Origin of the sequence: Blastococcus sp. CCUG 61487 (assembly GCF_005222955.1) — a bacterium.
In the GTDB taxonomy this organism is placed as follows: Bacteria; Actinomycetota; Actinomycetes; order Mycobacteriales; family Geodermatophilaceae; genus Blastococcus.
In genome coordinates, this window is sequence record NZ_LWUA01000290.1 from 21093 (window position 1) to 27707 (window position 6615).

The 6615-nt window shown below is 74.7% G+C and carries 6 protein-coding genes; all 6 read right to left on the minus strand.

What is annotated here, in order from left to right:
- Positions 1 to 10 precede the first annotated feature (10 nt).
- Positions 11 to 1336 (minus strand): methyl-accepting chemotaxis protein, encoded by a 1326-nt coding sequence (locus A6V29_RS22035; protein ID WP_283956383.1) that lies wholly within the window; start codon positions 1334 to 1336, stop codon positions 11 to 13.
- Positions 1337 to 1397: 61 nt separating this feature from the next.
- On the minus strand, positions 1398 to 2009 hold the full coding sequence (locus tag A6V29_RS19720) for an ABC transporter ATP-binding protein (RefSeq protein ID WP_137161885.1): 612 nt from the start codon (positions 2007 to 2009) through the stop codon (positions 1398 to 1400).
- On the minus strand, positions 2009 to 2812 hold the full coding sequence (locus tag A6V29_RS19725) for an ATP-binding cassette domain-containing protein (RefSeq protein ID WP_212719657.1): 804 nt from the start codon (positions 2810 to 2812) through the stop codon (positions 2009 to 2011). Before A6V29_RS19725 ends, A6V29_RS19720 begins: the two co-directional genes overlap by 1 nt.
- A complete protein-coding gene (locus A6V29_RS19730; RefSeq protein ID WP_137161886.1) occupies positions 2809 to 3660 on the minus strand; it encodes an ABC transporter permease in 852 nt (283 codons plus the stop codon). Before A6V29_RS19730 ends, A6V29_RS19725 begins: the two co-directional genes overlap by 4 nt.
- The gene (locus tag A6V29_RS19735; RefSeq protein WP_212719660.1) at positions 3657 to 4760 is read right to left on the minus strand and encodes an ABC transporter permease; all 1104 of its coding nucleotides are present in this window, start codon (positions 4758 to 4760) and stop codon (positions 3657 to 3659) included. The genes A6V29_RS19730 and A6V29_RS19735 overlap by 4 nt, the downstream gene beginning before the upstream one ends.
- Positions 4742 to 6349, minus strand: a complete 1608-nt coding sequence (locus A6V29_RS19740) for an ABC transporter substrate-binding protein (RefSeq protein WP_137161887.1) — start codon at positions 6347 to 6349, stop codon at positions 4742 to 4744. Before A6V29_RS19740 ends, A6V29_RS19735 begins: the two co-directional genes overlap by 19 nt.
- Positions 6350 to 6615: the final 266 nt, after the last annotated feature.

Consider the following 6615-nt stretch of genomic DNA (forward strand, 5'->3'; position numbering starts at 1 on the left):
TCCCAGGCGCTCACATCTCGCCGACGATGCGCTGCAGGTCGGCCGCCATGGCGCTGGCCTCGTGCGAGGCGCCCGTGATGGCTGCCTGGGCCTGTGCGGTCGCGGCGCTCTGCTCCTCCACCGCGGCGGCGATGGTCGCCTGCGTCTCCACGACGCCGGCGATGACCTCCTGCACCTGGGTCAGCGCGGTGCCCGCGGCCTCGACGTCGCCACGGACGGTGTCGACGACGCGACGGATCCGCTCCGTGGCGTCCGCCGTCTCCGACGCCAGGTCCTTGACCTCGCCGGCGACCACGGCGAAGCCCTTGCCGGCCTCGCCGGCGCGCGCTGACTCGATGGTCGCGTTCAGCGCCAGCAGGTTGGTCTGGTCGGCGATGGTCGAGATGCTGCCGGCGATCTGGTCGATCTCGGCCATGGTGGCGGCGAGCCGGACGACGGTCTGCGCCCCCTCCCGCGAACCGGTGCTCGCCTCGTGGGCGGTCGTCGTCGCGGTTCCGGCAGCCGTCGCGATCTCGTCGATCGCGGCTCGGAGCCCGGCCATGACGTCGGTCGCCGTCCCGACGTTCTCGTCCAGCCGGCGCCCGGCCTCCAGCAGGCGCGCCAACTGCTCCTCGACCGTCGCCGCCCGCGCCTCGCGCCGGGCCAGCGCTGCGGCCGCCTCCTCGGCAGCGCGGGCCCGCTCCTCCGCCAACTCCCCCTGGGCCTGCGCCTGGGCGACCGCCTGCTCCTCCGCGCGGCGCTGCTCGGCGCGGCGCCCGCGGTCGGCCTCCTCGGTGAACTTCCAGCCGTAGGCCAGGAAGAAGGCCTCGGCCAGCAGGAAGGCGGCGTGCAGGATCGCGAAGGCGATGGGGTTCTCGTGCGCCTCGTGCGTGGAGAACACCGACTCCGGCATCGCCAGGCTCATGACCGCGTGGTGGACGGCCACGAACACGACGGCGAGCAGGAAGGGGGTCCACTGCTGGTAGAGCGCGACGAGCGCCAGCAGCACGTAGAACCAGATGTGCAGGTCGGTGAGGCCGCCACCCACGTGCACCAGCACGTCCGCGCTCACCATCAGGCCGAGGCTGACGGCGCTGGCACGGGCCACCTGGGGGCGCAGGGTGAAGCCCAGCACGAGCAGTACCACGACGGCGGCGAGCTGGCCCCACAGCAGCCAGCCGCCCACCCCGAGGTAGAGCCCCAGGCCGGCCAGCGCCGGCGGGTGCACCGCCAGCACACCGGCGATCAGCCGGTGTCGGGTGGCGAACGCCTGCTCGTCGAGCCGCGCACCGCGCGGCAGCGAGGCCCAGAAGCCGGATGCCTGCGCCGCCGGGGTCTCCGTGCTGGAAGTGGTCACCTTCCCACCTTCGGCAGCGCGCTCGCTGGATCCAGTACAACCGTCCCGCGATCGCGTCACGTCAGCTCGCTACCGGCGACTCCCAGTCCACGATCCGGCCGGCGACCGTCTCCAGCAGCGGCCGGTCGTGCGAGATGGCGACGATGCCGATCCCCGCCTCGCGGCAGTGCTCCAGCAGGAGGGTCCAGACCCGCGCCTGGGTGACCGCATCGAGGCTCGCGCTGATCTCGTCGGCCACCACGTACCGCGGCCGCGCCAGCAGCGCCCGGGCGAGGTTGACCCGCTGCAGCTCGCCGCCGCTGATCTCGTGCGGATACCTGTCCAGCCAGGCGGGCGGAACGAGCCGCTCGGCGGCCCCGGCGTCGTCGGCCCCCGCCGCGGCCAGCGCCCGCCGCACCGTCCAGCGCGGGTCCAGGGCGCGCTCGGGGTGCTGGAGCACCAGCTGCACGGGGTGCGGAGCGCGCCGCGCGGTGGGCTCGGCGCCGTCGACCAGCACCCGACCCCGGTCGGGCCGCAGGTGCCCGGCCAGCACCCGGCCCAGGGTGCTCTTCCCGCCGCCGCTGGGCCCGCACAGCCCGACCACCTCGCCCGCCTCCAGCCGCAGGTCGACCCCGGCGAGCACCCACGGGCGGTCCCGGCCGTAACGGAACCAGAGGCCCTCCGCGGTGAGCATCAGACGCCCTCCGCCACGGAGAACCCGTTGCCGGGCAGCGCCTGCCACAGCGCGCGGGTGTACGGGTGGGCGAGCGCCGCGCCGTCGCCGGTGAAGGCCGCTGGGTCCGCCGTGTCGAGGGTGCGCCCGTCGCGGGCGATGACGACGCGGTCGGCGACCGCGACCGCCGCCCGCAGTTCGTGGGTGATCAGCACGACGGCGCAGCCGCCGTCGGCCATCGCGCGGAACTCCGCCAGCGTCGTCCGCACCACGTCGGCCGGCAGCCCGGTGGTGGGCTCGTCGGCGAGCAGCACCCGCGGTTCGTGCAGCGTCGCCATCGCGAGCAGCACCCGGCGGGCCATGCCGCCGGAGAGCTCGTGCGGGTACAGCCGCAACACCTCGCGGCCCAGGCCGCGTCGCTCCAGCGCGGCCGCGGCGGCCGCCCGGGGATCGGGCCGACCGGCCAGCTCAGCGGAGCGGCGGACCTGCCGGCCGACCGAGCTCACCGGGTCGAGGAAGCTCGCCGCCTGGGGCAGCAAGGTCAGGTCGTGCCCGGCGTGGCGGCGCCGGGCGGCGGGCTCCAGGGGCTGCCCGTCGAGGGCGACGACGCCGCGCTCGACGGCGTTGGGCGGCAGCAGGCCGAGCACCGCGTGCGCCAGCAGGCTCTTGCCGGCACCGCTGGCGCCCACCAGGGCGACGATCTCCCCGGGCGCGGCGGAGAGGTCCATGCCGGTCAGGGCGCGCACGACGCGGCGGCGCAGCCCCCGCTCGTACTGGACGAAGTCGACCTCCAGGCCCCGCACCTCGAGCACCGCCCCCGTCACAGGTGGTGGCTCCGCGGGTCGAGCAGGGCGCGGACGTTGCTGCCGATCGTGTCGACGAGCTTGACCACGACCAGCAGGCACAACCCCGGCAGCACGGCCAACCACCACGCGCCGGCGGTCAGGTAGCGCATCGACTCGGCCAGCAGCACGCCGATCGACGGCTCCCCCGGGTCCACGCCCAGCCCGAGGAACGACAGCGCCGCCTCGTGCAGGATCGCGTGCGGGAAGAGCAGCACCGTCCCCACGAGGAAGTGACCGGTGAGGTGGCCGGCCAGGTGGCGGCGGGCGATCCAGCCCCGCCCGTGGCCGAGCTGCCGGGAGACGGCGACGTAGTCCGACGACATCACCTCGCGCGCCTTCCCCCGCAGCACCCGGGTCAGCGTCGGCCAGTGGGTCACCGCGACGGCGATGACGACGGCCTGCGTCCCCCCGCCCAGCGCGAAGGCGAGCAGGATGAGCAGCACGAGGTGCGGCAGGGCGAGGAACAGGTCGACCAGCCAGCCCACCACCCGGTCCACCACCCCGCCGAAGACCGCTGCCGCCGAGGCGAGCACCAGGGCGATGACGGCGGAGATCAGGGCGGCGGCCACCCCGACCGCGAGGCTGAGCCGCAGCCCGGCCAGGGTGCGGGCCAGCATGTCCCGGCCGAGGCGGTCGGTGCCGAACCAGTGCTCGGCCGACGGTCCGAGGTTGCGCTCGGCCAGGCTCGTCGTCTGGGCCGGGTCGGCGGCCAGGCCACCGGCCACCACCACACCGAGGACGACCAGCAGCGACAGGCCGACGTAGGCCAGGGTGCGCCGGCGTCGGTCGAGCGTGCGGCGCCCGCCGGAGGCGAGGACGGCGGTCATCGGACGGCCCGGCCGGCGTGCTCGGGCTGCGGCGGCGGCACCGGGTCGGGAGCCAGCAGCGGTTCGGCCGGCGCGCCGCGACCCCAGCGCGGGCGGCGGAGGCGCGCCAGGTCGTGCGCGACCCGGGGGTCGAGGCGCGCGTGCACGAGATCGCCCAGCTGGTTGCCGACGAAGACGAAGACCGTCGTGAACAGCGCGATGCCCAGGAGCAGCGGCACGTCCTGGCCCAGCGCCGCCTGGGTGGTCGCCGCGCCGAGGCCGGGATAGGAGAAGACCTGCTCGGCCAGCACCGAGCCGCCGAACAGCTCGCCGAGCGAGGCGAACTGCAGCAGCACCGCAGGGCCCGCCGCGTTGCGCAGCACGTGGTGCACGACCACCCCGCGGGTCGACTCGCCCTGCGCCCGGGCGAGCGCGACGTGGTCGCTCGCCATGGCCTCGACGACGGCGTGCCGCGTGTGCAGCACCACCGGCGCCACGCCGACGATCGAGAGCGTCAGCGCTGGCAGCACGAGGTGGTGCGCGCGGTCGAGCAGGGTGACGTCCTCGGCGAGGACGCCGACGGGGACGGCGCAGCAGACCGGCGTCCAGCCCAGCTGCACGGAGAAGACGTAGAGCAGCAGCAGGCCCACCCAGAAGGTCGGGGCCGAGGCGAGCGTGTAGGCCCACCAGGTGACCGCCCGGTCGGCGAACCGCCCTTGCCGGACCCCGGCCAGCACCCCCAGGCCGAAGCCGAACACCCCCGACAGCAGCCACGCCGTCGCCATGAGCGCGAGGCTGGCCGGGAAGCGCTCGGCGATGACCTCGGTCACCGGCTGGTTGAACGTGAGCGAGGTGCCGAGGTCGCCCTGCGCGACGTTGCCCAGCCAGGAGAGGAAGCGCTCCAGCGGCGGCTCGTCGAACCCCCAGCGCTCGGCGATCTGCGCCCGCTGCTCCGGCCCGATCGCGGCGATGTCCGCGCCCACGTACGCGGTCACCGGGTCCACCGGGGAGCCGAGCATCAGGGCGAAGGACGCCGACGCCACCGCGGCCAGCAGCAGGGCCAGCCGGACCAGCCGCCCGGCGGCCCCCCGCAGCAGCTGGGTCAGCAGGTCCACCGCCACCCGGTGATGCCCGCGGTGATCGGCCACCCGTGGCCGTGCGGCTCGATCAGCAGGGCGCCGAGATCCAGGCACTCGTCGACGTAGTAGGTGTGGTCGAGGTTGACCAGCCAGGCCCACGCGGCGTCCCCGCTGGGCCCGAAGCCGGTGCCCTCGCCGTCGTACTGGGCGGCCCGCCAGTGGCGGTTCGCCTCCTCCGGGTCGGTGGCGGTCATGGCCGCCTCGAGGTGCGCGTCGACGTCGGGGTTGCTGTAGAAGCCCGGGTTCCAGGACTCCACGCCCGCCTGGGCCGACGAGTAGAGGTTGTACATCTCGGTCGGGTCGAGGCTGCCCCAGCCGAAGAGCACCGCGTCGCTGTGCATGCGCTGGTAGATGCCGTCCCAGCTCACGCCCTCCGCCGTGACCTCGATGCCGACGGGCGACAGCATGTCGACCACCGAGAGCGCGAGGTCCTGGCGCAGCGAGTCCGACGCCGGGTAGAGCAGCGAGAACGCCGCCCGGACGCCGTCCTTCTCCCGGACGCCGTCGCCGTCGCCATCGACCCAGCCGGCCTCGTCCAGGAGCTGCTCGGCGGTCTCCGGGTCGGCGTCCTCGATCGCCGACTCCGGCTCGTGCCACGGCAGCCCGTCGACGGGGCCGGTGGCGGGCGAGCCGTGGCCCTCCAGGACGCCGTCGACCAGCGCCTGCCTGTCGACGGCGACGTTGACCGCCCGCCGGATCGCACGGTCGGCGGTGACGTCGTTGCCGATGGGCAGGCCGGCATCGGTGGTGCGCCCGTCGTCCTGGACGTAGGGGAACATCAGGCCGCGGTTGTCCACCGACTCGACGGCGACCAGGTCCATCCCGCGGATGTCACCGGTGGTCAGCGCGGCGGGCACCGCGGCCATGTCCACCTGGCCGGCCGAGGCGGCGGCGATCGAGGCGTCCTCGTCGGTGAACTGGAAGACGATCCGCTCGAAGGCCGACTGCTCGCCGTAGTAGTCGTCGTTGCGCTCGACGATGAGCTGCTGGCCCTGGTCCCACTGCACCAGCTCGAACGGCCCGGACCCGACCGGCTGGCGGCCGTAGTCGGGGCCGTGCGCGTGCTCGGGCACGATGCCCAGCGAGATCAGCCGGTTGACGAACGTGCTCTGCGGCCGCTCCAGGCGGAGCTCGACGGTGTCGTCGTCGACCGCGACCGCCTCGGCCAGGGCCGTGACGTCGGTGAGCCCGCCGCTCCGGCTCGCCGTCGTGAACGTGTAGGCGACGTCGGCAGCGGTGACCGGCTCGCCGTCGCTGAACCGTGCGTCGGTGCGGATGTCCACCGTCCAGACCAGGCCGTCGTCGCTGATCGACCAGTCGGTGGCGAGCTCCGGGACGACGTCGAGGTCCGCGTTGCGCGCCAGCAGGGTGGACTGGAACAGCGGCGATCCGTAGCGGCCCCAGCCGAGCGTGGGGTCGAAGCCGTCGTCCGGCTCGCCACCGATCGCCAGCCGCAGCTCCGTGGGCGGCCCCGCCGAGGTCGAGGACTCGGCGTCCCCGCAGGCGGTGAGCGCGGCCGCGATCACGACGCCCGCCGCGACGGGACGGCTGAACTTCCTGGTGGCACGCACGGCGCCACTCTATTGCAAGTCATTTGCAACAAGCCCGCTCGGTGCGCCCGGACAGTGTGCGCGGATGCGCCGTTCCGCGAGCCGGAACTGCACATCCCTGCACTCTGTCGCCGCGCGGGCGGCCGTGCGGATCAGCCGCCGGCGCGGTGGACGGCGGCGCAGAAGACGCGCGCGTCCTCGACGGTCTCCTCGAGCGGCGCCAGGACCGAGGACCGGGCCACCTCCGCCACGCGGGCGGTCAGCCGCTGCTCCGCCCGTCGTCGCCG

Bases quoted from the DNA above. Each gene is read 5' to 3' on its own strand.
- A6V29_RS19730 (WP_137161886.1), bottom strand. From the start codon at position 3,660: ATGACCGCCGTCCTCGCCTCCGGCGGGCGCCGCACGCTCGACCGACGC.
- A6V29_RS19720 (WP_137161885.1), bottom strand. From the start codon at position 2,009: ATGCTCACCGCGGAGGGCCTCTGGTTCCGTTACGGCCGGGACCGCCCG.